The sequence below is a fragment of the Helicobacter sp. genome (assembly GCF_017502485.1).
Taxonomy (GTDB): Bacteria; Campylobacterota; Campylobacteria; order Campylobacterales; family Helicobacteraceae; genus Helicobacter_B.
In genome coordinates, this window is record NZ_JAFVUX010000006.1 from 1 (window position 1) to 1,766 (window position 1,766).

Consider the following 1,766-nt stretch of genomic DNA (forward strand, 5'->3'; position numbering starts at 1 on the left):
ACGCGGATTCTAGCCTAGCACAGCCCTACAAAGCCCCTGATGACTATAAGTTTCATTGCTTTAGTGAGCAAATCTTTATTCAAGTTGATACAGAGCGATTCACCAGCCATACACGAACAATATTTGATACAGAGTGGAATAAAATGAATTTTAGTCTTTGTTTCCCACAACCTAAGTATGCCCCACAGCCACCAAACAATCCGCAGCTGATGATAGAGATTGCTACGATACTTGCAAGACATTGTGGTTATGTGCGGGTAGATTTGTACGCGATTAATACAGACATTATCGTAGGAGAGCTGACCTATACACACGGCGGTGGCACAGAAAAATTCACCCCGAATGAGTGGGATAAAAAATTAGGTGATTTGTGGATCTAGCGCGTTATCTCCCAAAAGTCTCCCAATGTCTTGTCAAACTCTCTAGGCGAGATTGGTAGCACTCCACCACCGGGCGTGAAAGTAAGCTCGCCTATGTGCAAAATTGCATTTTCTTGTAAGTAAAAATCACAGCGCAAATACCCTAGATCATCAAAAAATCTCCTGCTTATCTCAAGCATTAGGGGCAACACGCTTGGTTTCTCTATCGCTCTTTGTGCAAAATCATAGGTGATCTTTACTTCAAGTGGATTCCACCCTTCATCAAAAAATGTGCAACGCGTATTGTTCCCGCGATCGACAATCGTTTCAGAAAACACCTTTTTCCCAAAGCAATGAAACTTATAGTCATCAGGGGCTTTGTAGGGCTGCGCTAGGCTAGAATCCGCGTTTGATTCTAGGTTTGAATTTTGGGCAATTTTGTTATGAAAATCGTTATTTGCAAGGTGGGGGAAATCTATCCAATCACTTATAGATTCTAGTGTATAATCCACCAAAACAAAGGAGCGACAATGACTATCCACATCACCGCTAAAAATGTTAATAAAGACTTCACCAACGCGCTAAAAAGCCTTGCCAAGCTAGCTGATGTCAAGCTAACAATAAAAAAAGAGCCAAGTGAAGAGCTTTTGCGCAGTATAAAGGATGTAAAAAATGGCAAAGTAGAGAAGTTTAAAGACTTTGCAAGCTACAAAAAGGCTATGGATTCTTAGATGTTTGAGATCCACACTACTGCTAAATATAAAAAACAGCGCAAGAAACTAAGCCAAGATGATAGAGATTTGCTCGATAGCGTGATTTACACGCTTGCAAGTGGGCAGAATCTAGAATCAAGGCATAGGGATCATAAACTCACAGGCGAGCTAAAAGGCTTCCGCGAGTGCCATATCAAGCCAGATTTGTTGCTCATCTATGCTAAAAATCAAAACACCCTTATCCTTACTTGCGTAGAAGTAGGTTCGCATAGCGAACTTTTTAAGAGCTAGGCTTTTGCTTTAAGCTCTGTGCTTCATCTCCACAAATCACCTAATTTTTTATCCCACTGCTTGGGGGTGAAATGCCCCGTACCACCCTCTGGAGTCATCGTAAGCTCGCCTACGATAGTTTGCCCATATATACTATATAAATCCACACGCACATAGCTGCAATTCTTGCCCAAAAGCTCCGCTATATTAAGCATAGTGGGGATATTTTGTGGCTTTGAGGGAATGCTACTTGGCAATGGGTAGTAATACACTACATCTAGCATATTCCACTCTGTATCAAATATTGTTCGTGTATGGCTGGTGAATCGCTCTGTATCAACTTGAATAAAGATTTGCTCACTAAAGCAATGAAACTTATAGTCATCAGGGGCTTTGTAGGGCTGTGCTAGGCTAGAATCCGCGT

General features: G+C 41.6%; 5 protein-coding genes. 3 read left to right on the forward strand and 2 right to left on the reverse strand.

All coding sequences use genetic code 11. The features are described from left to right. The coding region (locus IKB69_RS01380; protein WP_290945346.1) for an ATP-grasp fold amidoligase family protein at positions 1-380 on the forward strand (380 nt) is incomplete at its 5' end. Here IKB69_RS01380 and IKB69_RS01385 read toward each other — a convergent pair. After that, positions 377-901, reverse strand: coding sequence for an ATP-grasp fold amidoligase family protein (locus IKB69_RS01385; RefSeq protein ID WP_290945347.1), 525 nt, complete (start codon positions 899-901; stop codon positions 377-379). The genes IKB69_RS01380 and IKB69_RS01385 overlap by 4 nt on opposite strands. On the opposite strand from IKB69_RS01385, the gene IKB69_RS01390 reads away from it, so the two are divergent. Together IKB69_RS01390 and IKB69_RS01395 are read left to right on the forward strand one after the other, a co-directional pair. After that, a complete protein-coding gene (locus tag IKB69_RS01390) occupies positions 890-1,090 on the forward strand; it encodes a hypothetical protein (RefSeq protein WP_290945349.1) in 201 nt (66 codons plus the stop codon). The genes IKB69_RS01385 and IKB69_RS01390 overlap by 12 nt on opposite strands. After that, on the forward strand, positions 1,091-1,363 hold the full coding sequence (locus IKB69_RS01395) for a type II toxin-antitoxin system YafQ family toxin (protein WP_290945351.1): 273 nt from the start codon (positions 1,091-1,093) through the stop codon (positions 1,361-1,363). Between the two features lie 23 nt (positions 1,364-1,386). Here the strand turns inward: IKB69_RS01395 and IKB69_RS01400 are convergent. After that, positions 1,387-1,766: ATP-grasp fold amidoligase family protein (locus tag IKB69_RS01400; protein WP_290945353.1), on the reverse strand; the 380-nt coding region annotated here is incomplete at its 5' end.